This window comes from Pelagibacterium halotolerans B2, assembly GCF_000230555.1.
Classification (GTDB): Bacteria; Pseudomonadota; Alphaproteobacteria; order Rhizobiales; family Devosiaceae; genus Pelagibacterium; species Pelagibacterium halotolerans.
In genome coordinates this window covers 651,057-671,923 of sequence record NC_016078.1, presented here as the reverse complement: position 1 = coordinate 671,923, position 20,867 = coordinate 651,057, and the positions used below count along the sequence as shown (strand labels likewise).

Genomic DNA, 20,867 nt, shown 5'->3' with positions numbered 1-20,867 from the left:
TCTGTACCATGCCGCCAACCGAAAGGACCCGCCATGTTCACCTGCGTCATCCGCTACCACATCGATCCGACAAAAAAGGACGCCTTCATCCGCTACGCCCGCAATTGGGCCGAGGCCATCCCGCGCTGCGGCGCCGATCTTGTCGGCTATTACGCGCCCCATGAAGGCTCGACCACTCTCGCCTACGGCATCTACAATATCGAAAGCCTTGCCGCCTACGAAGCCTACCGCGCCCGGCTGGCCGCCGATCCGCTGGGCCGCGAAAACTATGCCTTCGCGCAAGCCGAAAAATTCCTGCTGCGCGAGGATCGTACCTTCCTCAAACAGGTCACCCTCCCATGATCGCCGTCATTTTCGAGGTGATCCCCGCCACCGCGGAGCGCCAGCGCTATCTCGACATCGCCGCCGACCTGCTGGAACGCCTCAAACAGATCGAAGGCTTTATCTCGGTCGAACGCTTCCAGAGCCTTTCGGACCCCGACAAAATCCTCTCGCTCTCTTTCTTCACCGACGAGGACGCCGTCCGCCGCTGGCGCATCAGTCCCGCCCATCGCGCCGGACAATCCGAAGGCCGCGCCGGCGTCTTCACCGCCTACCGCCTCCGCGTCGCCCATGTGGTGCGCGACTATACCCTCACGGACCGCGCCGAAGCGCCCGACGATTCACGGGCACATCACGGATGATGCTGAATCGGCGCTTGCTCGGCCCTCAAAAATGCGCCGTCGCCGGGCGGGAAAAAAGCGGCAAAAACCGGTCCTTTCCCCAACGCCATCCCGGGCTTGACCCGGGATCCGGTAACCGCAGCGACGACGGTTCTATCTCCGACGCTGAGTGTACTCGGCCCCGGCTCAAGGCCGGGGTGACAAGGTGGTGGATCTGGCAAGGCTGGGGCCTCCCCACGCAAATGTCGATTCAGCCCAGGCGTCCGCCTGCTGCGCCACCATCACCCCTTGACCGCCTCCCCCAAATCCGATTTGGCTTGCCGCGCCGAAATCACTTCAGGATCGTTTGCCCAAGATGCGCGGCCAGCTTGCCCTTCTGCTCTCCTCCCGCCGCTGGGAGCAGTTCATCATCGCGGTGATCGTCATCAACGCCATCACCCTGGGGCTGGAAACCTCCCCTGAGGTGATGGCCGCCATCGGCCCGGCGCTCATGACGCTCGATTCGATAATCCTTGCGCTGTTCGTCGTCGAAATCGTGTTGCGGCTCTACGCGCACGGGCTCAAATTCTTCCGCGATCCGTGGTCGATCTTCGATTTTGCCATCGTCGCCATCGCGCTCATCCCCGCCTCGGGTCCGTTCACTGTGCTGCGCGCCCTGCGCATCCTTCGGGTGTTGCGGCTGATTTCGGTGGTTCCCTCGCTGCGCAAGGTCATCGGCGGGCTGGTCGCCTCGCTGCCCGGCATCGCCTCGATCTTCGTCCTGCTCATGCTGGTGTTCTATGTCTTTGCCGTCATGGCGACCAAGCTTTACGGCGCCACCTTCCCCCAATGGTTTGGCTCGGTTCCGGCCTCGTTCTATACCCTGTTTCAGGTGATGACGCTGGAAAGCTGGTCGATGGGCATCGTGCGGCCGGTCATGGAGGTTCACCCCACCGCCTGGATCTTCTTTGTGCCCTTCATCGGCGCCACGGCCTTCACTGTGCTCAACCTTTTCATCGGTGTCATCGTTTCGGCCATGCAGGAAGAGCACGATTCCGAAGCGACCACCCAGCGCCAGCAATTGCGCAGCGAAACCGAGCTTGTGCTCTCCGAGGTCCGCGCCCTGCGCGCCGAGGTCGCCCAGTTGCGCCGCGACCAGGCGGCCGGAAAATAACCGCCGGCACGGGGAACTTTTCCACCGTCACCGAACCGTCATCTGCAGGTGACCTGACCGTCACACAACACAAATAGCGTCCGCCCCGATCGAAACCCCATGGAGGCAACCATGTTTCGTCGGACGCTAGTGTCTACCCTTTCCATCGCGCTTTGCGCATCCACAGCTCTCGGCCAGGACGTCGTCCAGGCACAGAGCGATTATTTCACCGCCGGCCAGGATCTGCTCGCCGAGCGCGTCGCCGCCCAGCCCAACACCAACCAGGCCATGAACGTCATCCTGTTCGTCGCCGACGGCATGGGCATCGGCACCAATTACGGCATTCGCGTCTTCCAGGGCCAGGAAATGGGCCTTTTGGGCGAAGAGCACAATCTGCCCTACGACCTCTATCCGCATTCGGCGATCATCAAGACCTACAACATCAACGCCCAGACCCCGGACTCCGCCCCCACGGCGGGCGCCATGAACACCGGCGTCAAGCAGGTCTTCAACACCATCAACATGGCCGATACCGTCGTCCATAACGATTGTTCGACCGAAGCCCCCCTGACCCTGTTCTCCGAACTCGTTTCGGAAGCCGGCAAGTCGGTGGGTGTCGTTTCGACCGCCCGCATCACGCACGCCACCGGCGCTGCGGTCTATGCCAAGACGGCCAACCGCAACTGGGAAAACAATGCTCCCGAAGGTTGCACCGATATCGCCACCCAGCTCATCGATCAGATGGAAGCCGGCGTGATCGACATCGCCCTTGGCGGCGGCGCGCGCTCGTTTGCGCCCGAAGGCACCGAGCTCGAAGTCGGTACCGGCAACCGCCCGGACGATGTGAACCTGATTGACCGCGCCGCCGAAATCGGCGCCCAGGTGGTTTACAATTCCGAAGACCTCGCTGCCGCCGATCTCTCCGCCCCGGTCCTCGGCCTGTTCACCAATTCGGACATGAATTACGAGCACGACCGCCCCGAAGGCGAACCCTCCCTCGCCGACATGACCACTGCTGCCATCGAATCCCTGCAGGGCGATGAAGACGGTTTCTACCTGATGGTTGAAGCCGGCCGCGTCGATCACGCCAGCCATGGCGGCAACGCGCATCGCGCCTTCACCGACGGCGTCGCCCTTGCCGAGGCCGTTGCCGCGGCCCAGGAAATGGTCGATCTCGAGAACACGCTCATCATCGTCACCGCCGACCACGAGCACGTCATGTCGTTCAACGGCTATTGCGGTCGTGGCACGCCGATCACCGGCCTTTGCATGGGCGTGGCCGCCGGCCAGGTCGAACACTCCGGTGAGCCGGTTACCGCTGCCGATGGCAAGCCCTATACCGTCGTGTCCTACACCAACGGCGCCGGTTCGGTCCTGATCGAACAGGAAGACGGCACCTATTCGGGTGAGCGCCCCGACCTGACCCAGGAAGAAGCTCAGGACCCCGACTACCTGCAGCAGGCCCTGATCCCGATGGGCTCGGAAACCCACTCGGGCGTCGATGTCGGCCTGTGGGCCAACGGTCCCTGGTCGCATCTGTTCGGCGGCACCATGGATCAGGAAATGATCTTCCACGTCATGAACCATGCAGTGTTCGGCGCCGCCGAGTAAGCGCGCGCATCACAGCTTTGCGAGAGGGCCGGTCCGCCGGCCCTCTTTTCATATCACTGTCACACAACACGGCCCGCTGCCTGCTAATATTTCAGCATCAGGCAAAGGAGATTTCCCATGAACAGACGCGGATTTTTCGCCACCGCCTCTGGCGCCGTTCTCGCCGCCCCCTTCATCGTCACCCGTGCCGTGGCCGCCGAACCGCAGGTGCGCCTGCGCGAGCTCTACGAAAAAGACATGAGTTTTACCCCGTTCGCGCGACAGAACGAGGGCGTGCGCGTGGCCATCGAGGGTTTCATGGCGCCCCCGCTCAAGGCGGATTCCAATTTCTACGTTCTGACCAATATCCCCATGGCGGTCTGCCCGTTCTGCTCGTCGGAAGCCGAATGGCCCAATGACATCCTTGCCGTCTATGCCCAGCGCGTGGTCGATACCATCCCCTTCAACGTCAAGATCATCACCCGCGGCACGCTGGACCTGGGCACCTACACCGATCCCGAACTGGGCTTCGTTTCCCGCGTCCGCCTTGTCGATGCCGTGCAGGAGCGCGCCTGACCCGCATTCAGTGCCGCCGCTCTCTGAAGGCGAGTTCGATTCGAACCTTACCGCCCCTCGTCATTCCGGGCTTCATGCCCGGAATCCATCATGAAGCCTCGCAACACACCCAGCGTCCCCATGAGCCTCGGCCTTACCATCACTGACCTCGCGGTCACCGCCCCTTCGGGCCGCGCCCTGCTCACGGTTCCCGATTTCGCGCTTACGCTGGGCACCTGCCTTGGCGTGCGCGGCCCGTCGGGCGCGGGCAAATCGACATTCCTTTTCGCTCTTGCCGGGCTCGCCGAAAATGCCACGGGCACGGTCAGTTGGGGCGCGACCGGGCTTTTGCCCCTTTCGGCCGAAGCGCGTGCCAAATTCCGCCGCCATCACGTCGGCATGGTGTTCCAGGACTTCCTGCTGTTTGAGGAACTTTCCGCCGCCGCCAACGCCGCGCTGCCCGGCGCCTATACATCCCGCGCCCGCCAGTCGGGCATTGCCGATACGGCCCAAGCCGTCCTTGCCCGCCTGGGCATCACTCATGGCGCGCGCACCGTCGAGAGCTTTTCGGGCGGCGAGCGCCAGCGCGTCGCTATCGCCCGCGCCCTTGCCGCCAATCCCGAAATCATCCTCGCCGACGAACCCACCGCCAGTCTCGACCGCAAGACCGCCGACGCACTGATAGACGATCTGGTCACCCTCGCCCGCGACGAGGGCAAGACCCTGATTGCGGTCAGCCACGATCCTGCCGTCCATTCGCGCATGGACCGGGTGATCGAGATCGTCGATGGCCGCATCGTCTCCGACGGGCTTGTCTCATGAACCCCCTCGCCCCGCTGTTCCGCGCCATCGAGTGGATGCCGGTCGTCTGGCAGGACACGACCGTCCTCATCGTCCTGCTCCTCCCCGCCATCGTCGTCGGCGCTCTTGTCCTTTTCGGTTTCCGCCCCTTGGCGCTGGTTCGCGCCATGCTCTGGCGCTTCCGCTGGACCAATGTGCTGTTTGTTACCCTGATCGCCGTTTCCGTCGGCATCGGAGTGGGCCTGATCGCCCAGGAGCGCGGTTTGCGCCAGGGCACCGCCCGCGCCGCCGATCCGTTCGATCTGGTCATTTCAGCGCCCGGCAGCGAAATCACCATGCTGTTCGCGGCTGTCTATCTCCAGCCCTCCGACGTCCCCCTGCTCTCGGGCGACATCTACGATACCGTCGCCACCGCCCCCGACGTCTCGCTCGCCGCCCCCATCGCCTATGGCGATAGCTACAATGGGTTCCCCATTGTCGGCTCGACGGCCCAGTTCGTCACCCACATGTCCGATATGCTGGCCGAGGGCGAAATGTTTGCCGCCCACACCGATGCGGTCATCGGCTCGCGCGTCGATCTTGCCATCGGCGATAGATTCTCCCCCGCCCACGGCGTCGGCGATGCCGCCGAGGACGACGCACACGCCCATTTCGAATACACCGTATCGGGCCGCATGGCGCCCACCGGCAGCCCGTGGGATCGCGCCATCATCGTGCCGGTCGAAGCGGTGTGGGAAATCCACGGCCTTGCCAATGGCCACGCGCCCGAAAGCGCCGATCAACTCGGTCCGCCCTTCGATCCGGCCTATTTCCCCGGCACCCCAGCCATTCTGGTTTCCGCCGAACAGCTTTACGCCAATTACGCCCTGCGCGCCCAGTTCACCACCGCCGAAACCATGGCGTTCTTCCCCGGCTCGGTCCTTGTCAGCCTTCACAGCCTTATGGGCGATGTGCGCCAGATCATGAGCGTCATGGCGGTCGTGACGCAAATCCTCGTCACGGCGGGCGTTCTGACCGGGCTCGTCATTCTCACGCGCCTCTTTGCCCGCCGCCTCGCCCTTTTGCGCGCGCTGGGCGCTCCGGCCCGGTTCGTCTTTTCGGTGGTCTGGTCCTATGCCGCCACGCTGATCGTCCTCGGCGCCATCGGTGGCATCGCCGTGGGTTACGCCGCCTCGGCGATCATCTCGCGGATCGTCACCGAGCGCACCGACATCCTCGTCAACGCCACGCTCGGCTGGCCCGAGTTTCACCTCGTTGCCGCCTTCGTCAGCCTTACCGTCATCCTCGCGCTGCTCCCCGCCTTCATCGCTTTGTCACGTCCCGTCGTTACCGATCTGCGCAGTTAAGATATAACATTTGCACTGGAGCACGATCATGATCCGCGCCGCCCTCTTTTCCCTCGCCCTCATCGCAAGCCCGGCCTTTGCGCAGGACGACCATTCCGACGAGCATCACGAAGAGCACGAGCACGAGGACCACGACGAACACGTCGCCCAAGCCAATGGCGTCCGCGCCATCCACGCCTGGGCCAACGCCACCGACGCCTCGGGCGCTCTGGTCTATGTCGATATCGAAAACGGCTCGGACGCCCTCGTGACGCTGATCGGCGCCGAAACCGAAATCGCCGCCACAGCCGAAATCGTCGGGCTCGAAAACACCGGCGGCGAACTGACCTTCACCGCCATCCCCGCCCTGCCCATCCCGGCCGGCGCCGATATGGTCTTTGCCCCCAACGGCCTCGCCATCGCGCTTTCGGACCTTTCAGCCCCGCTCGCCGAGGGCGAGCATTTCGATCTCGAACTGGAATTTGAAACCTTCCATCTCGACCTCGAGGTCGAAATCGAATCCCCCACCGCCACCCAGCACAGCCACGCCGGGCATAATCACTGAGTGTACGCCGCCCCCCGGTTAACCCAGGCTGGCCGCCCGCAACGAAACGGCGGCTGGCCGTTTTCCCTTGCATACCGAACCTCACCAAAGGAGTTCGCGCCATGCAAGGCAAGAAAACCCACGAGCAGTTCGAAAGAAATCTCGAGCATAAGTCCGACGTGCCCAAACCCGGCGAGGTCGACCGCCACCCCGAACAGTCCCACAGCCGCGCCCCGCGCGACAAGGACGCCCGCGACAGCGAATACGCCGTCAGCCGCCGCGGCATGAACCAGGAAGACCGCCAGCACAATTCGGGCGGCAAGTCTTAAACCTTGTCCTGGAAGCGCTTTTAGAGCGCGATCAACGCCATCATTTCGGCGGCGATATCCGCGTCCGGCCACTGGACCGCCCCCTGCCGCCGAAACACGATCTCTCCACCGCCATCGAGCACAAACGTGCTCGGATAGCCCAATATCCCGAACACGCTCCCGACATTGCCCTCGATCTGCTGGTAGCTCTCCAGCCCGACGTCCAGATCGCCGAGATAATCGGCAATCCGCTCATACCCGGCGGTATCGACCGAAACCACAACCAGTTCCCCCGGCTCCAGCCGCTTTGCAAACGCATCGAGCTGCGGCAATTCCTCAAGGCACGGCGCGCACCAGGTCGCCCAGAAATGGATGATGGTCGGGCCGTCCACCAGATCGCCCAGCGCCGTCGTCTCGCCCGCGCTATCACGTACGGTCACGACGGACAGGTCCACGCCCGCCTCCTGCCCCGATGCAGGGCCTGACGTGAGCAGCAAAGCCGAAGCAAGGAAAAAAACCGCGAGTCTCATGCGGCGGGCTTGAATCCCAAACGCAGCCCCAATGCATGGGCGACCTTTACAATCGTCGCAAAGCTTGGATTTCCGTCCTCGGAAAGCGCCTTGTAAAGCCCTTCGCGGCTCATTCCGGTATCGCGTGCCAACTGGCTCATGTTATGGGCGCGGGCGACCACCCCAAGCGCTTGCGCGATATAGACGGGATCGTCGCCGCCTTCTTCGATCACCGCTTCGAGATAAGCGACGATGTCTTGCTCGCTCTTGAGATAGTCGGCGCTATCATAGCGGCTGAACGTTTCCTTGCTCGTCATTTTAGTCCTTCCACTGTGCGGCGATTTCCCTGGCGCGGGCGATATCGGCCTTCTGCGAGGACTTATCGCCTCCCGAAAGCAGAATGATGACGACCGGGCCCCGCTGCATGTAGTAAACCCTGTAACCCGGTCCATAATCGATCCGCATTTCGGAAATCCCGCCGCCGACGGCTTTGACGTCACCGGGATTACCATTCGCAAACCGATCCAGCCGCGCCAGAATGCGCGCCATGGCCCGCCTGTCGCGCAGATCACGCAGCCAATTGTCAAAAACGGCACTCTTTATCAGTGCGATCATGCGTTAACTGTAGTTATCACCTTCGACTGTGTCAACCATGGTTGACAGCAGCAGCCAGTGTGCCGATGCGTCGCGACACCCAAGTGACACACACGCCCATCGGCGCTATGTCGGGGACAAGACGCGACCGAAGGCCATATTCATGCACGAAATCATCCGCTCCATCCTCTCCTCCTCGGTTTATGACGTGGCTGTCGAAACCCCGCTCGAAAAGATGGGCCCGCTGTCCGACAAGCTCTCCCGCCCGGTCTTTCTCAAGCGCGAAGACCTCCAGCCGGTGTTTTCCTTCAAGCTGCGCGGCGCCTACAACAAGCTCGCCGCGCTCACCGAGGCAGAGCGCCAAAAGGGCGTCATCTGCGCCTCGGCCGGCAATCACGCGCAAGGGCTCGCCTATTGCGCCACCCGCATGGGCACGCGCGCGGTCATCGTCATGCCCACCACCACCCCCTCGATCAAGGTCGAGGCGGTCAAGCGCCTGGGCGGCGAAGTGGTGATAAAGGGCGACAGTTTCGACGATGCCCGCATCCACGCGCTGGCCCTTTGCGAAAAAGAAAACCTCACCTTCGTCCATCCCTATGACGATCCGCAGGTCATCGCCGGTCAGGGCACGATCGGGGTCGAAATCCTGCGCCAGCATGGCGGCCCGATCGCCGCGATCTACCTGCCCATCGGCGGCGGCGGCCTTGCCGCCGGGGTCGCCGCCTATGCCAAATTCCTGCGCCCCGACATCAAGCTGATCGGGGTCGAGCCCGAAGACGCCGCCTCGATGAAGGCCGCGCTGGCCGCCGGGCGCCCCGTACCGCTCAACGAAGTGGGTATCTTTGCCGATGGCGTCGCCGTCAAACAGGCGGGCGCGCACACTTTCGACATTCTCAAGGATACGCTCGACGACATCGTCACCGTCTCGACCGACGAGATCTGTGCAGCCATCAAGGACGTGTTCGAGCACACCCGCGCCATCGCCGAACCGGCGGGTGCGGTGTCCCTGGCCGGCCTGCGCAAGCACGCCCCGACCCTTGATGCACGCGGCGCGGCCATCGCCATCTGCTCGGGCGCCAACATCAATTTCGACAGGCTGCGCCACGTCGCCGAACGCGCCGAACTGGGCGAGCGCGCCGAGGCGGTGCTGGCCGTCACAATCCCCGAAAAGCCCGGCGCCTATCGCGCCTTCATTCGTCTGATGGGCGCCCGTGCCATCACCGAATTCAACTACCGCATCGCGCTGGGAAGCTCGGCAAACATCTTCGTTGGTATCGGATTGAAGCGCGGCGAGGCCGAAAAGGCCGAAATCATCGCCATGCTGCGCGATCACGGCCACAAGGTGCTCGATCTGAGCGACAACGAGGTCGCCAAGCTCCATATCCGCTACATGGTCGGCGGCCGCGTCGAGGGGTTGGAAAACGAATTGCTCTACCGCTTCGAATTTCCCGAACGCCCCGGCGCCCTGCTGCGCTTTCTCGAGGGCCTGGCGCCCGACTGGAACATCTCCCTGTTCCACTACCGCAATCACGGTTCCGATTACGGCCGCGTCCTCACCGGTGTGCAGGTTCCGCCCGACGAGCGGGACGCCTTCGAGGCCTATCTCGATACGCTGGGCTATGCCCATTGGGACGAAAGCGAAAACCCGGCCTATTCGATGTTCCTCGCCCCGGCCTGAGCCGGGTTCAGGCGGGAGCCTTCACGCCCTCCACCTCGACGGTGACATGCGAGAGCCTGCCGATTTTGGCGAGGCGTGATTTATAGGCCGAGGGTTGCCGTGGGTCGCTCGACACCAGCGAGACGATGGCGGCGTGATGGCCCGGCCCGACCTGCCAGACATGCAGATCGGCGATCCGGTCGGTCTCGGTTTCGAGCGTTGCGCGGATTTCCGCCGGCAGATCATCGCTCTCGGGCGTGCGATCGAGCAGCACACCGCCGGAATCGCGGATCAGGGTCCAGGACCAGCGGGCAATGACCAGCGCCCCCACGACACCCATTGCCGGATCGGCCCAGTTCCAGCCATAGCTGCGCCCCACCAGCAGCGCCACGATGGCCAGGATCGAGGTCAGCGCATCGGCAAGCACGTGCAGATAGGCGGCGCGAAGATTGTTGTCGCGCGCGTGGTGATGATGGCCGTGATCGTGGTGGGCGTGGCCGTGTGCGCCATGGTCGTGGTGATGGTGGCCATGAGAATGTCCATGCCCGTGATGGTGGGAATGATCGTCCCTGAGCAGCCACGCACAGAGCAGGTTGACCGCCAGACCAAGACTGGCCACGGCGATGGCCTGCTCGAAGCTGATCACGACGGGGTTGGCCAGCCGCGTCAGGCTTTCCCAGCCGATCAGCAGCGCGACCAGCGCCAGTACGACGGCGCTGGCGAACGCCCCCAGATCGCCCAGCTTGCCGGTTCCGAAGGTGAAACGCGGATCGGCGGCGTGGCGGCGGGCATAGAGATAGGTCAGCGCCGTGATCAGCATCGCCCCGGCATGGGTGGACATGTGCCAGCCATCGGCAATCAGCGCCATGGAGCCATAAATGGCCCCGGCGGCGATTTCGGCCACCATCATCGCGGCGGTCAGACCTATGACCAGCCAGACCCGCCCCTCGTTGCGCCGATGGTCGCTGCCGAGAAAATTGTGCCCATGGGTGTGGGCCGAGACATCGATTGCAGACATGGGCAAACTCCCGCCGGCGGACCGGCCTATTTCATGTAGGTTCGGATGATTTCGATCAGTTCCTGGCCGCCGGTATTGCGCAGGGCGTCGGTTTGCGCCTCCAGAACGTGCTCGCGCAGATGATCCTCCATCACCTCGGCGGTCAGCCCGCTCATCGCGCCGCGGGCCGAAGCGAGCTGGCGCAAAATCTCGGCACAGGGCTTTTCGGCTTCCAGCGCGCGCTCGATTCCCTCGATCTGGCCCTTGAGGCGGCGCACCCTTGCCGTCAATTTCTCTTTGTCGCGGATTGTATGGGACATGGCGATGGCAAACCCGGTTTCAATATAGTATAGGGGACTATATTATAAATCCGCGCAATGGTGAAGCCATGGAATGGACCGAAGACCGGATCGAATGGGTGGCAGACGGAAAGCCCGTCACAATCGGGCTGACGCGGGCCGGCTCGGGACCGCAACTCCTTTTGCTCCCCGCGCTCAGTTCGATCTCGACCCGGCACGAAATGCGTCCGCTGCAGGAACGGCTCGCCGCCCGCTACGAGACGCTTTCCATCGACTGGCCCGGCTTTGGCGATCTGCCCCGCCCCAAGCTGGACTGGCGTCCGGCGCTCTATCGCGATTTCCTCCGCTTCGTCCTCTCGGAAATCGCCCATCCTTTCGCGACCGTCGCGGCGGGCCATGCCGCCGGATACGCAATCGCGCAGGCCGCCGAAAATCCCGCGAGCACCGGGCGTCTGTGCCTTCTGGCCCCGACCTGGCGCGGGCCCTTGCCCACCATGATGGGCAAGCATATGGGGGCGTTTGGATGGCTGGCGCGGGGTGTCGATATACCCGTCGCCGGCGCGGCGTTCTATCGGCTCAACGTCAATGGCCCGGTCATCGGCATGATGACGCGCGGCCATGTCTATTCCGACCCGGCCTGGGTCACGCCCGGGCGGATGGCGGAAAAACGCAAGGTCACTGAGGCGCCCGGCGCCCGGTACGGCTCGTTCCGCTTCGTGGCCGGCGAACTCGACCCCTTCGAGAGCCGGGAAAGCTGGCTCGCCGCCGCAGGCCGCGTGCCCGAAACCATCGCCCTGATCCATGGCGAGCGCACCCCGCGCAAGTCCAAAGCCGAAATGGCGGCCCTCGCCCAATTGCCCGGCGTGAGCGCCACGGTCCTGCCGCAAGGCAAGCTGTCATTTTATGAAGAATATCCCGACGAGACCGCCAGGGCGGTCCTTGAGGCCCTGGCGTAGTCCCGCTCCACGGTCGTTTCGACGTCATTTCGGCGATCGCATCCCCAAACCTTGCCGCTTTCCGCGCGGAAAGCGAAAACCTCGTCCGCTACAAGCGGCCATCTTGACCGAGACTGCGATCTGCTCCAAACCGGCCGCGTCACCCGCCCTGGGCACGTTTCTCCCCGCCCACAGACTGTCCCGATACAACAGGCCAGCAATGTCTCTGACGTCACCTTCTCCACCCTTGCGCGAACTGACGGGACGCCAGCGGCGCTGGATCGGTGGAGGCTATCTGTCGATGTTCTCGTCGCTGGCCGGGCAAACCGTGTTCATCGCCCTGTTCGGCGCGGCCATCCGCGCTGAATTTGCGCTCAGCTCCGGCCAGTATGGGCTGATCTACACCGTCGCGACGCTGTGCTCGGCCGTCCTTCTGGTCTGGGCCGGTGGGCTGGCCGACAGGCTTCCTGCATCCTGGCTGGGCGCCGGCTCGGCCCTCGGGGTTGCGTTGATGTGCGTTCTGATCAGCATTGCCCCCAATTTCGCCGTTCTCGGTATCGCGTTGTTCGGCCTGCGGTTCTTCGGACAGGGCATGCTTACCCACAGCGCTGCAACGGCCCTGGGCCGCTGGTTCAACAGATTTCGCGGCCGTGCCCTGGCCATTGCGCAGTTGGGCTTGAATACGGGCGAAGCGGTGCTGCCGGTCGCCGTGGCGTTCGGCATCGCGGCCATCGGTTGGCGCAATGTCTGGCTGGTCGCCGCCGCGGTGCTGATCCTGGTTCTGGCGCCCGCCATCGCCTATGCGTTTTCCAATCCGCCGGACGGAAAGCGGGCCCGAGCCGCCGGAGAGGAAAACCCCGATCCCGGCGAGGCCCATGCAACCGGCGAACAGTGGACGCGACGCGCGGTTCTGTCCGATCCGCTGTTCTGGCCGGTGTTGATCGGGCTTTTGGCGATGCCTGCGATTTCCACTGCGATCTTTTTTCACCAATCGGTGCTGGTTGCCGAAAAGGGCTGGGGCCTTTTGACCTTCGCCGCGTTCTTTCCGGTCATGTCGGTCGCCTCGGTGATATCCTCGATTGCCGGAGGCTGGCTGGTCGACAGGTTCGGCGCCTACCGGCTACTGCCGCTGCTGCTGGTCCCGGCCAGCCTGGCCTATATGGTCATCGCCACCACATCTGCGTTCTGGGCCATCCCGGCGTTCTTCCTGCTCTCGGGGTTCACCAATGGCGCCAACGGAACGGTGATGAACGCCATGTGGGCCGAACTCTACGGCACGCGCCATCTGGGGGCCGTTCGGGCCATCGCCACATCGGCAATGGTTTTGTCGTCCGCCGTAGGTCCGGGCATCGTTGGCTTTTTCGTCGATGCAGGCGTTTCAATCGGCCAGCAGGCCCCGTTCTTTTCAGCCTATTGCCTGGGCGCATCCGCCGTGTTTTTCGCCTTGCGCGCGCAACTGGGCCACCGCCGGGCCTCTTTTCTGACCCGAACCGATCCCGTATAGAGCGCGTCCAGCAAAAGTGGAAACGGTTTTGCGGTTCGGACGCGCGACGAAACAACAACTTAGAGGATTTTCGCGATTCGAAGACCCGAAGGGCCGCGCAAGCGAACAGCGGAAATGCTCTAGCAGATCGAAAAACCCCGCCCTGCAGCGCAGGACGGGGCCTTATTCAGACTACCCCTCGCTCACCAATCGTCGCAGCTTGCCCACCGCCGTCTCGGCGCCTTCTCCATAGGCAATGGTGCCAAACAATTGCCCCGCGCCGTCGATCAGAAACACTGAAGCTGTATGGTTGACGTTGTAGCCACCGCCTTCGAGCGGCTCTTTTTCGGCGAACACGCCCCAGGCATCGACCATCTTGCCGATCTCTGCCGGTTCGCCGGTGATCCCGGTGATCCGCTCGGAGACCCAACCCACATATTCGCCCAGCACCGCAGGCGTGTCGCGTTCGGGATCGACGGAAACGAAAAAGGCGTTCACCCCGTCCGCATCATCGCCCAGTTCGGCATACCAGTGCTGCATGTCGCCCAGCGTGGTCGGGCACACATCGGGGCAATGGGTGAACCCGAAAAACACCATCGAAGGCTTGCCGGTAAACGCTGTCTGGTCCACGGGCGCGCCCGTGTGGTCGACAAGCCGGTAGTCACCGGCCCCATATTGCCCTTGCGGCGCGGCGGCCAGTTGCCCGGAGGGGTCGGGCCGCACCTGCGTCGAATACCAGAGCACCCCAGCACCCGCTGCCGCGACGACAACCAGGGTCCAGAGCACGATACGCACCGTATAAAGCATGGAATTGGCCATGGCTCAGTGCCCCTTATGCCCGGATGTGTCCATCCCCGATGCCCCGAACGCCTGCACCGCCAGTTCGATCTCGACCGGACCGGCCTTTTCGAACACCAGCGTCACCGACACGGTCTCGCCTTGGACGAACGGGGCGGAAATATTCATGAACATCATGTGCAGCCCGCCCGGCGCCAGCGTCACCGTTTCACCGGCCGGAATTTCCAGCCCCTCGGGCAGTTGCCGCATCTGCATCACGTCATCGACCACGGCCATTTCGTGGATCTGCACATCGGGCGAAAACGACGATTGCGCGGACACGAGCCTGTCGGCCTCCTCGCCGGTATTGGTAATCGTCACATAGCCCCCGCCGACCGGCGCGTTAGGCAACGTGGCGCGCGTGAACGCGCCGGTCAGCTCCAGATCGCCCACGGTGATGGCATCGCCGCCATGGTGCCCATGATCGGCCGGCTCGTCCCCAAGGCTCACCGCCGGCTCCCAGCCCAGCGCGACATCGCCGCACATCTGCTCGACGGCGAATACGATATCGGTTTCGGGCAGATCCTCGGCGAAGGTCCCGGTAAAGGCAAAAGTCTCGTGCCCGTCATCGGGCACCGAGCCGCCCGACCAGACGATCTGTCTCAACACGCTATCGGCGCCCGGCGTTTCGAGCGTCCAGCCCTCCTTGGCCTCGGCGCTCACGTCGCCAAATCCCTCGGGCAGCGTGACGCGGACCGTATCGGTCGGCGCGCCGTCGCAGCCATGGGGCAAAACGAGCACTCCGTGGAAGGTCTCCCCCGGCGCCGATTGGTCGATCTCAAAGGTCATATGCGCCAGGGCCGGGGCGGCGATGGCAAGGACGGATGCGGCGGCAAGCGCCGCGCGGGAAGCGATGCGGATCATGAGCGATCTCCAGCATAAACAAGTTTGGTCTGAAAGAAATTCGGCTTCAATCAGGCCAGTGCTGGTGGCGCGCGCGACTTGTGGATCGAAAACGGATGCTGTTCGGCCACCAGATCGTCGGTGAGCGCAAATCCAGCCGAGGCAAAGCCGACATAAGCCGGCTCAATCTCGCAAGGGGCGGGCGGCAGGTCTGCGATGCCGGCCCGGCAGGCATGACAGGGCGAATGGCCGCCGCTGTCGTCATCGGGCGCGCCGCCGCAAAACGAGAGATCGGCAACCGAATAGGAAAAGCCGTCATCGGCCGCCCCAACAGACACGGGCTGGTGCGCGAACGCAAGAAACACCAGCGCCAGAACGGCCAGCGCCTTTACGATCTCTCCGCCGATGTCGCGCGCAAGGCCCATGCCTTCGCTTTCCCATCAAGTCCAGTTCCCCGCGCTTTTACACCAGGATCGGCAAAGGACAATGCGGCGATTTTGCCCGCCCGGCCGCCCTGCCCCGGAATCCTTTCGCCTTTTAGTCATACTATTTGACCCATTTCGATGCTCTACCGCGCGGCCACGACCGGCCTTTGCACCTCTGCGCGAGCCATATTCCACCGAATGTAACCGATAACACGCCGTCTTTCCGGGCATAGCGGGCCTTTGCCGCCTCAAACTTTTCGGGCTTTACATATAGTAATACTATATGCAATCTTCCTTTCTGCGGCACGGTCAGAGGGAGGCTCTCACCGGCGCCATCAGGAGGAAAAATCAATGAATTTCATCAAGCAGCTTGCGCTCGGCGTGAGCACTGTCGCCCTTCTCGGGTCCGCCGCCATGGCGCAGGAAGGCCTTGAGGGCATGACCATCGGCTTCTCGCAGATCGGTTCGGAATCGGGCTGGCGCGCCGCTGAAACGTCGGTCACCCGCCAGCAGGCCGAGGAGTGGGGCGTCAATCTGCAGTTCTCGGACGCCCAGCAGCGCCAGGAAAACCAGATCCGCGCCATCCGCTCCTTCGTCGCCCAGGGCGTCGATGCCATCCTGCTCGCCCCCGTGGTCGCCACCGGCTGGGAAGAGGTTCTGAGCGAAGCCAAAGACGCCGATATCCCCGTTGTGCTGCTCGATCGCGGCATCGAGGCGCCTGAAGACCTCTATCTCACCTCCGTCGCGTCCGATCAGGTCCTTGAAGGCCGCGTCGCGGGCGAGTGGCTGGTCGAAACGGTCGGTGACGAGGACTGCCGCGTCGTCGAACTCCAGGGCACCGTGGGGTCGTCTCCCGCCATTAACCGCAAGCAGGGCTTTGAAGAGGCCATCGCCGATCACGCCAATATCGAGATCGTGCGCTCCCAGACCGGCGATTTCACCCGCGCGCTCGGCAAGCAGGTGATGGAAGGCTTTTTGCGCGCCGAAAACGGCGGCCAGGACATCTGCGCCCTTTACGCCCACAATGACGACATGGCCGTGGGCGCCATCCAGGCCATCAGGGAAGCCGGGCTCAATCCGGGCGAAGACATTCTCGTGGTCTCCATCGATGCCGTGCCCGACATCTCCCCCGCCATTGCCGCCGGCGAAGCCAACGCCACCGTGGAGTTGACCCCCAACATGGCCGGCCCGGCCTTCGAGGCGCTTGCCGCCTATCTCAACGATGGTGTCGAACCCGAAAAGTTCATCATCACCGAATCCAGGCTCTACACCGCCGAGGACGATCCCGAAGGCGAAGCCGAACGCCGCCGCGACCTGGGGTATTGATCGATCAGATCATGGGGCGGCAAATGCCGTCCCATTTTGCGATCGAACGAAGGTTGGCGATGTTACTGACGCTGCAAGGCCCCCTCACCCCAGCCCTCTCCCCAGAGGGGCGAGGGAGTACCGCTGCGGCATCCAGGACGCGAGTGTTTATCGCAAGCACTTCGGCAATCTTAGCCCTCGCCCCTCTGGGGAGAGGGTGGCCGGCAGGCCGGTGAGGGGCTGCCGAGCCGCTGGTACCCAGCGGCGGCGCCCCATCCCCAACCTGTCATCCCGGCCTTGAGCCGGGACCCGGTATGCTCAACGCTGATGATTTCATCAGGCCGCGCATACTGCCCGCAGAACGGAACGGAATCAAAACTCTATGCCCGATCCACAGCCCATCCTCGCCGCCTCGGGAATTGCGAAATCCTTTCTCTCCCACAAGGTCCTCGACGATGTGGGCATCGAATTGTTCCCCGGAGAGGTCCATGCCCTGCTCGGCGAGAACGGCGCGGGCAAATCCACCCTCATCAAGATCCTCACCGGCGCCTACACCCATGACGCGGGCACCATCACGCTCGACGGCCAGCCCATCCATCCGCGCGACACCCGCCACGCGCAGGAAATGGGCATCGGCACCGTCTATCAGGAGGTCAATCTCCTCCCCAATATGAGCGTCGCGGACAATCTCTATATCGGCCGCCAGCCCATGAAATGGGGTCTCGTCGACACAAGAAAGATGCAGCGCGACGCCCGCGCCCTTCTCGCGCGCTATGATCTGAAAATCGATCCCGGCGCCCAGCTCGACAGTTTTTCGGTCGCCGTCCAGCAGATCGTCGCCATCGCCCGGGCCGTCGATATTTCGGGCAAGGTGCTGATCCTTGACGAACCCACCGCCAGCCTTGACCAGCACGAGGTCGAAATCCTGTTCGAGATCGTCCAGCAGCTCAAATCCCAGGGCATGGCGATTGTGTTCATCACCCACTTTCTCGATCAGGTCTATGAAATCGCCGACCGCGTGACCGTGCTGCGCAATGGCCGCCGCGTCGGCTCGCGCCCCATCGAAGGGCTTTCCCGCATGGACCTCGTCACCATGATGCTGGGCGAAGCGCTCGAACACGAAGACGCCATGCGCATCGGGGTCACCCGCAAGCCCGGCGAACTCTACGCCTCGTTCAAGGACTATTCCCTCTCGGGCAAGGCCGCCCCGTTCGATCTCGATCTGCACAAGGGCGAAATCGTCGGCGTTGCCGGTCTGCTCGGTTCGGGCCGCACCGAAATGGCGCGCCTGTTGTTCGGCATCGACCGGCCCGACACCGGTCAATTGACCGTTGCCGGCAAGCCCGCCCGCCTCAACGAACCGCGCGACGCCATCGCGCTCGATTTCGCCTTCGCGCCCGAGGATCGCAAGCTCGACGGCATCGTGGGCGATCTCACGGTGCGCGAAAACATCATGCTGGCGCTCCAGGCCCATCGCGGCTGGACGAAACCCATGAGCCGCGCCGAACAGGCCGAGTTGGCCGACCGCTACATCAAGGCGCTCGATATCCGCTGCACCGGCCCCGAACAGCCGGTCAAATTCCTTTCGGGCGGCAACCAGCAAAAGGTCGTGCTGGCCCGCTGGCTGGCCACCAATCCCAAACTCCTCATCCTCGACGAGCCCACCCGCGGCATCGATGTGGGTGCACACGCCGAAATCATCAGGATGATCAACCGGCTGTGCGACGACGGCATGAGCCTTTTGGTCATCTCCTCCGAACTCGACGAGATCACCGCCTATTCCTCGCGCGTCCTTGTTCTGCGCGACCGCGCCATAGCCGGGGAGCTGACGGGCGAAGCGATCACCACCAGTGCGATCATGGAAATGATCGCCAGCGAGCCGGAGGCACGGCCCCAATGACCCGCTCGATCTTTTCGGTCGTCAAACCGCAATTTGTCGCGCTGATCGCCATCCTGCTCATCAACTGGATGCTGTTTCCCGGTTTCTTCAACCTGTTCATCCGCGATGGCCGGGTTTATGGCTCGCTGATCGACGTGCTCAATCGCGGCGCCCCGGTCGCCATTCTCGCCATCGGCATGACCGCCGTCATCGCCACGCGCGGGGTCGATCTTTCGGTCGGGGCGGTCATGGCCATTGCCGGCGCGGTCGCGGCCACCATGGTGCAGGGCGATGGCAATGCGCTGATCGTCGTCCTTGCCGCCGCCCTCGGAGTGGGCCTTCTTTGTGGCCTCTGGAACGGCATGCTGGTCGCCACGCTCGGCCTGCAACCGATTATCGCCACCCTGATCCTCATGGTGGCCGGGCGCGGCATCGCGCAAACCATCACCGAAGGCTTCATCGTCACCTTCAACGATCCGGGCCTGATCTTTCTGGGCTCGGGCTCGATTCTGGGCCTGCCGACCCCCATCATCATCATGCTGACGCTCGCCCTCGTCACCACGCTCGTCATGCGCCTGACCGCGCTCGGCCTGTTCATCGAATCGGTCGGCATCAACCGCTCGGCCTCGTCCTATGCGGGGTTGCGCGCCCGCTCCCTGCTCATCGGGGTCTATGCCTTTGCCGGGTTCTGCGCGGCGATTTCCGGCATCATCGCCGCCGCCGACATTCGCGGCGCCGACGCCAACAATGTGGGCCTGTGGCTCGAACTCGACGCCATCCTCGCCGTGGTCATCGGGGGCACATCGCTGATGGGAGGACGGTTTTCCATCCCCATGTCGGTGATCGGCGCGCTGATCATTCAGGCCATGAACACCGGCATTCTGGTCTCGGGCTTCCCGCCCGAATTCAACCTTCTGGTCAAGGCCGCGCTCATCATCATCATTCTGGTGGTCCAGTCCCCTCTCGCCGGCCGCATCTGGCACTTCGCCGCCCGCCCCCGCACCAAACGCCCCGAGGTCAGCCCGAAATGAACCCGCGCTACTGGCCGCTGATCGCCACCATCACCATTTTCGTTCTCGCCTACGCGCTGGCTGTCATGCAGTTCCCGGCGCTGTTTTCCACGCGCGTCCTGGGGAATCTTTTGACCGACAACGCCTTTCTCGGCGTCGCCGCGGTCGGAATGACCTTCGTCATTTTGTCGGGCGGCATCGATCTGTCGGTCGGTTCGGTCATCGCCTTTTCCTCGGTGCTCATCGCCGTGCTGGTCACCCAGCTCGGCATCCACCCCCTGCCCGCTTTTGCCATTACGCTCTTGGCCACAACGCTGTTCGGCGCGTCCATGGGGGCAATGATCCATTATCTGGAAGTCCCGCCCTTCATTGTCACCCTGGCCGGCATGTTCCTGGCCCGCGGGCTGACATTCCTGCTCACCCAGGATTCGATCTCGGTCAGCCATGATTTCTACACCTGGGTGCGAGGCTTTTATTACGTCATGCCCGGCGGCGGGCGCCTGACCTTCAATGGCGGGCTGATGCTTTTGGTCTTTGCCATCGGCATCGTCGTCTGCCACCGCACCCGGTTCGGCGCTTACGTCTATGCGCTGGGCGGCAATGCCCAGTCCGCCGCCCTGCTCGGCGTCCCCGTCGCCCGCACCACCATCGGCATCTATGCCGTCTCGAGCTTTCTGGCCGGGCTCTCGGGCGTTGTCTATTCGCTCTACACCTCCTCGGGCTATCCGCTGGCCGCCGTCGGCGTCGAACTCGATACCATCGCCGCCGTGGTCATCGGCGGAACGCTCCTTTCGGGCGGATTCGGCTTCATGCTCGGCTCGCTGGTCGGCGTGTTCATCCAGGGGATGATCCAGACCTACATCGTTTTCGACGGCACGCTTTCGAGCTGGTGGACCAAGATCGTCATCGGCGGCCTGCTGTTCGGCTTCATCGTCCTCCAACGCATCATCATCGCCGCCTCGAAACGCGACTGGCGCAAAAAGAAGGTGGAAGCGGTTCGGGCGTAGGCGCAAGGCACCACGAAGGCCCCCTCACCCGTCGCTCCGCGCCGACCTCTCCCCCTAAGGGAGAGGTAAGAATGCCGCAAGCGCCGAGAACCACCTCTCCCTTGGGGGAGAGGTCGGATGGCGCAGCCAGACGGGTGAGGGCGGCCTTCTCTTTTCTGCGCTACCGCCGC

At 63.6% G+C, this 20,867-nt stretch carries 24 protein-coding genes; 16 read left to right on the top strand and 8 right to left on the bottom strand.

What is annotated here, in order from left to right:
- The first annotated feature begins 33 nt into the window (after positions 1 to 33).
- From KKY_RS03325 to KKY_RS03285, 9 genes are all read left to right on the top strand, one after another.
- Complete coding sequence (locus KKY_RS03325; RefSeq protein ID WP_014129885.1) at positions 34 to 342, top strand: NIPSNAP family protein; 309 nt, start codon at positions 34 to 36, stop codon at positions 340 to 342.
- Positions 339 to 683 carry an antibiotic biosynthesis monooxygenase family protein gene (locus KKY_RS03320; RefSeq protein WP_014129884.1) on the top strand — a complete coding sequence of 115 codons (345 nt, stop codon included), beginning with the start codon at positions 339 to 341 and terminating at the stop codon, positions 681 to 683. Before KKY_RS03325 ends, KKY_RS03320 begins: the two co-directional genes overlap by 4 nt.
- Positions 684 to 1,017: 334 nt before the next feature.
- Positions 1,018 to 1,815, top strand: a complete 798-nt coding sequence (locus KKY_RS03315; protein WP_041528551.1) for an ion transporter — start codon at positions 1,018 to 1,020, stop codon at positions 1,813 to 1,815.
- A gap of 129 nt (positions 1,816 to 1,944) precedes the next feature.
- The gene (locus KKY_RS03310) at positions 1,945 to 3,405 is read left to right on the top strand and encodes an alkaline phosphatase (RefSeq protein ID WP_014129881.1); all 1,461 of its coding nucleotides are present in this window, start codon (positions 1,945 to 1,947) and stop codon (positions 3,403 to 3,405) included.
- Between the two features lie 117 nt (positions 3,406 to 3,522).
- Entirely contained in the window at positions 3,523 to 3,960 is a 438-nt protein-coding gene (locus tag KKY_RS03305; protein WP_014129880.1) for a hypothetical protein, read from the top strand.
- Between the two features lie 90 nt (positions 3,961 to 4,050).
- A complete protein-coding gene (locus KKY_RS03300; RefSeq protein ID WP_014129879.1) occupies positions 4,051 to 4,761 on the top strand; it encodes an ABC transporter ATP-binding protein in 711 nt (236 codons plus the stop codon).
- Positions 4,758 to 6,086 carry an FtsX-like permease family protein gene (locus tag KKY_RS03295; RefSeq protein WP_014129878.1) on the top strand — a complete coding sequence of 443 codons (1,329 nt, stop codon included), beginning with the start codon at positions 4,758 to 4,760 and terminating at the stop codon, positions 6,084 to 6,086. The genes KKY_RS03300 and KKY_RS03295 overlap by 4 nt, the downstream gene beginning before the upstream one ends.
- A 28-nt stretch (positions 6,087 to 6,114) precedes the next feature.
- Positions 6,115 to 6,630, top strand: a complete 516-nt coding sequence (locus KKY_RS03290) for a copper chaperone PCu(A)C (protein WP_014129877.1) — start codon at positions 6,115 to 6,117, stop codon at positions 6,628 to 6,630.
- Between the two features lie 101 nt (positions 6,631 to 6,731).
- A complete protein-coding gene (locus tag KKY_RS03285; protein WP_014129876.1) occupies positions 6,732 to 6,938 on the top strand; it encodes a hypothetical protein in 207 nt (68 codons plus the stop codon).
- 20 nt (positions 6,939 to 6,958) lie between these two features.
- Here KKY_RS03285 and KKY_RS03280 read toward each other — a convergent pair whose 3' ends face one another.
- The 3 genes from KKY_RS03280 to KKY_RS03270 all read right to left on the bottom strand — a co-directional run bounded on the left by KKY_RS03280 (position 6,959) and on the right by KKY_RS03270 (position 8,041).
- On the bottom strand, positions 6,959 to 7,372 hold the full coding sequence (locus KKY_RS03280) for a TlpA family protein disulfide reductase (RefSeq protein WP_014129875.1): 414 nt from the start codon (positions 7,370 to 7,372) through the stop codon (positions 6,959 to 6,961).
- Positions 7,373 to 7,443: 71 nt separating this feature from the next.
- On the bottom strand, positions 7,444 to 7,743 hold the full coding sequence (locus KKY_RS03275) for an addiction module antidote protein (protein WP_014129874.1): 300 nt from the start codon (positions 7,741 to 7,743) through the stop codon (positions 7,444 to 7,446).
- 1 nt (position 7,744) lies between these two features.
- Positions 7,745 to 8,041, bottom strand: coding sequence for a type II toxin-antitoxin system RelE/ParE family toxin (locus KKY_RS03270; RefSeq protein WP_014129873.1), 297 nt, complete (start codon positions 8,039 to 8,041; stop codon positions 7,745 to 7,747).
- Between the two features lie 142 nt (positions 8,042 to 8,183).
- On the opposite strand from KKY_RS03270, the gene ilvA reads away from it, so the two are divergent.
- Positions 8,184 to 9,698: a threonine ammonia-lyase, biosynthetic gene (gene ilvA / locus KKY_RS03265; protein ID WP_014129871.1), complete on the top strand. Its 1,515-nt coding sequence runs from the start codon at positions 8,184 to 8,186 to the stop codon at positions 9,696 to 9,698.
- Positions 9,699 to 9,705: 7 nt separating this feature from the next.
- On the opposite strand, the gene dmeF is transcribed toward ilvA, so the two are convergent.
- Both dmeF and KKY_RS03255 read right to left on the bottom strand, forming a co-directional pair.
- Positions 9,706 to 10,695, bottom strand: coding sequence for a CDF family Co(II)/Ni(II) efflux transporter DmeF (gene dmeF / locus KKY_RS03260; RefSeq protein ID WP_014129870.1), 990 nt, complete (start codon positions 10,693 to 10,695; stop codon positions 9,706 to 9,708).
- 26 nt (positions 10,696 to 10,721) lie between these two features.
- Positions 10,722 to 10,994, bottom strand: a complete 273-nt coding sequence (locus KKY_RS03255; protein ID WP_041528548.1) for a metal/formaldehyde-sensitive transcriptional repressor — start codon at positions 10,992 to 10,994, stop codon at positions 10,722 to 10,724.
- A 68-nt stretch (positions 10,995 to 11,062) separates the two neighbouring features.
- Here KKY_RS03255 and KKY_RS03250 point away from each other — a divergent pair, with 68 nt between their 5' ends.
- Together KKY_RS03250 and KKY_RS03245 are read left to right on the top strand one after the other, a co-directional pair.
- Positions 11,063 to 11,929, top strand: a complete 867-nt coding sequence (locus KKY_RS03250; RefSeq protein WP_014129868.1) for an alpha/beta fold hydrolase — start codon at positions 11,063 to 11,065, stop codon at positions 11,927 to 11,929.
- A gap of 199 nt (positions 11,930 to 12,128) precedes the next feature.
- A complete protein-coding gene (locus KKY_RS03245) occupies positions 12,129 to 13,412 on the top strand; it encodes an MFS transporter (protein WP_014129867.1) in 1,284 nt (427 codons plus the stop codon).
- A gap of 171 nt (positions 13,413 to 13,583) precedes the next feature.
- Here the strand turns inward: KKY_RS03245 and KKY_RS03240 are convergent, their stop codons facing one another.
- Genes KKY_RS03240 through KKY_RS03230 form a run of 3 tightly spaced genes read right to left on the bottom strand, consistent with a single transcriptional unit; the run spans position 13,584 to position 15,496 of the window.
- Positions 13,584 to 14,210, bottom strand: coding sequence for an SCO family protein (locus KKY_RS03240; RefSeq protein ID WP_014129866.1), 627 nt, complete (start codon positions 14,208 to 14,210; stop codon positions 13,584 to 13,586).
- A gap of 3 nt (positions 14,211 to 14,213) precedes the next feature.
- Entirely contained in the window at positions 14,214 to 15,092 is an 879-nt protein-coding gene (locus KKY_RS03235; protein ID WP_014129865.1) for a copper chaperone PCu(A)C domain-containing protein, read from the bottom strand.
- Between the two features lie 50 nt (positions 15,093 to 15,142).
- On the bottom strand, positions 15,143 to 15,496 hold the full coding sequence (locus KKY_RS03230; RefSeq protein WP_014129864.1) for a hypothetical protein: 354 nt from the start codon (positions 15,494 to 15,496) through the stop codon (positions 15,143 to 15,145).
- 351 nt (positions 15,497 to 15,847) lie between these two features.
- Here KKY_RS03230 and ytfQ point away from each other — a divergent pair, with 351 nt between their 5' ends.
- From ytfQ to yjfF, 4 genes are all read left to right on the top strand, one after another.
- Positions 15,848 to 16,822 carry a galactofuranose ABC transporter, galactofuranose-binding protein YtfQ gene (gene ytfQ, locus KKY_RS03225; RefSeq protein WP_014129863.1) on the top strand — a complete coding sequence of 325 codons (975 nt, stop codon included), beginning with the start codon at positions 15,848 to 15,850 and terminating at the stop codon, positions 16,820 to 16,822.
- 361 nt (positions 16,823 to 17,183) lie between these two features.
- Positions 17,184 to 18,701, top strand: coding sequence for a sugar ABC transporter ATP-binding protein (locus KKY_RS03220; RefSeq protein WP_014129862.1), 1,518 nt, complete (start codon positions 17,184 to 17,186; stop codon positions 18,699 to 18,701).
- Positions 18,698 to 19,711 carry an ABC transporter permease gene (locus tag KKY_RS03215; RefSeq protein ID WP_014129861.1) on the top strand — a complete coding sequence of 338 codons (1,014 nt, stop codon included), beginning with the start codon at positions 18,698 to 18,700 and terminating at the stop codon, positions 19,709 to 19,711. The genes KKY_RS03220 and KKY_RS03215 overlap by 4 nt, the downstream gene beginning before the upstream one ends.
- Positions 19,708 to 20,697: a galactofuranose ABC transporter, permease protein YjfF gene (gene yjfF / locus KKY_RS03210; protein ID WP_014129860.1), complete on the top strand. Its 990-nt coding sequence runs from the start codon at positions 19,708 to 19,710 to the stop codon at positions 20,695 to 20,697. Before KKY_RS03215 ends, yjfF begins: the two co-directional genes overlap by 4 nt.
- Positions 20,698 to 20,867: the final 170 nt, after the last annotated feature.

What these genes read in the sequence shown, in the direction of transcription:
- ilvA (WP_014129871.1), top strand. Translation starts at nt 8,184, where the DNA reads ATGCACGAAATCATCCGCTCCATCCTCTCCTCCTCGGTTTATGACGTG.
- KKY_RS03255 (WP_041528548.1), bottom strand. Translation starts at nt 10,994, where the DNA reads ATGTCCCATACAATCCGCGACAAAGAGAAATTGACGGCAAGGGTGCGC.
- KKY_RS03235 (WP_014129865.1), bottom strand. Translation starts at nt 15,092, where the DNA reads ATGATCCGCATCGCTTCCCGCGCGGCGCTTGCCGCCGCATCCGTCCTT.
- KKY_RS03230 (WP_014129864.1), bottom strand. Translation starts at nt 15,496, where the DNA reads ATGGGCCTTGCGCGCGACATCGGCGGAGAGATCGTAAAGGCGCTGGCC.
- KKY_RS03300 (WP_014129879.1), top strand. Translation starts at nt 4,051, where the DNA reads ATGAAGCCTCGCAACACACCCAGCGTCCCCATGAGCCTCGGCCTTACC.
- KKY_RS03295 (WP_014129878.1), top strand. Translation starts at nt 4,758, where the DNA reads ATGAACCCCCTCGCCCCGCTGTTCCGCGCCATCGAGTGGATGCCGGTC.
- KKY_RS03215 (WP_014129861.1), top strand. Translation starts at nt 18,698, where the DNA reads ATGACCCGCTCGATCTTTTCGGTCGTCAAACCGCAATTTGTCGCGCTG.
- KKY_RS03250 (WP_014129868.1), top strand. Translation starts at nt 11,063, where the DNA reads ATGGAATGGACCGAAGACCGGATCGAATGGGTGGCAGACGGAAAGCCC.
- KKY_RS03275 (WP_014129874.1), bottom strand. Translation starts at nt 7,743, where the DNA reads ATGACGAGCAAGGAAACGTTCAGCCGCTATGATAGCGCCGACTATCTC.
- dmeF (WP_014129870.1), bottom strand. Translation starts at nt 10,695, where the DNA reads ATGTCTGCAATCGATGTCTCGGCCCACACCCATGGGCACAATTTTCTC.
- KKY_RS03325 (WP_014129885.1), top strand. Translation starts at nt 34, where the DNA reads ATGTTCACCTGCGTCATCCGCTACCACATCGATCCGACAAAAAAGGAC.
- KKY_RS03220 (WP_014129862.1), top strand. Translation starts at nt 17,184, where the DNA reads ATGCCCGATCCACAGCCCATCCTCGCCGCCTCGGGAATTGCGAAATCC.
- KKY_RS03240 (WP_014129866.1), bottom strand. Translation starts at nt 14,210, where the DNA reads ATGGCCAATTCCATGCTTTATACGGTGCGTATCGTGCTCTGGACCCTG.
- ytfQ (WP_014129863.1), top strand. Translation starts at nt 15,848, where the DNA reads ATGAATTTCATCAAGCAGCTTGCGCTCGGCGTGAGCACTGTCGCCCTT.
- KKY_RS03290 (WP_014129877.1), top strand. Translation starts at nt 6,115, where the DNA reads ATGATCCGCGCCGCCCTCTTTTCCCTCGCCCTCATCGCAAGCCCGGCC.
- KKY_RS03305 (WP_014129880.1), top strand. Translation starts at nt 3,523, where the DNA reads ATGAACAGACGCGGATTTTTCGCCACCGCCTCTGGCGCCGTTCTCGCC.
- KKY_RS03320 (WP_014129884.1), top strand. Translation starts at nt 339, where the DNA reads ATGATCGCCGTCATTTTCGAGGTGATCCCCGCCACCGCGGAGCGCCAG.
- KKY_RS03270 (WP_014129873.1), bottom strand. Translation starts at nt 8,041, where the DNA reads ATGATCGCACTGATAAAGAGTGCCGTTTTTGACAATTGGCTGCGTGAT.
- KKY_RS03245 (WP_014129867.1), top strand. Translation starts at nt 12,129, where the DNA reads ATGTCTCTGACGTCACCTTCTCCACCCTTGCGCGAACTGACGGGACGC.
- KKY_RS03285 (WP_014129876.1), top strand. Translation starts at nt 6,732, where the DNA reads ATGCAAGGCAAGAAAACCCACGAGCAGTTCGAAAGAAATCTCGAGCAT.
- yjfF (WP_014129860.1), top strand. Translation starts at nt 19,708, where the DNA reads ATGAACCCGCGCTACTGGCCGCTGATCGCCACCATCACCATTTTCGTT.
- KKY_RS03315 (WP_041528551.1), top strand. Translation starts at nt 1,018, where the DNA reads ATGCGCGGCCAGCTTGCCCTTCTGCTCTCCTCCCGCCGCTGGGAGCAG.